Annotated in this window: 1 pseudogene; it reads left to right on the plus strand. The window is 42.5% G+C overall.

Features of this window, described 5'->3' with window-relative positions:
- Positions 1-273: pseudogene (locus AAEY68_RS21075) on the plus strand (peptidase M14); the annotation flags it as partial.

Raw genomic sequence — 273 nt, forward strand, 5'->3', positions numbered from 1 at the left:
GTGTTATTTGGGGTCACAAAGGCGGTGCTAAATTTTTAGCGGATCAGCAACTATTAAAAGCCAGCTACTTGTCTCGCAAAGAAGTAGCCAGTGCGTTTAAAACCGACGGTTTAAACTATGCTGATAAAGAGCATTTAGCTGGGCGTCAGCGTATTGCAGGCGCTATTTTTAATACCCATGTAGATTTAACTCACCCACTTACCTTTTCATTACCACGTAATACGCTACCTGTATTTAAAAATAGCACTTGGTTGCTGGAGACCTCAGAGGCAC

It is taken from the genome of Pseudoalteromonas sp. RB2-MNA-CIBAN-0110, assembly GCF_040309305.1.
In the GTDB taxonomy this organism is placed as follows: domain Bacteria; phylum Pseudomonadota; class Gammaproteobacteria; order Enterobacterales; family Alteromonadaceae; genus Pseudoalteromonas; species Pseudoalteromonas arctica.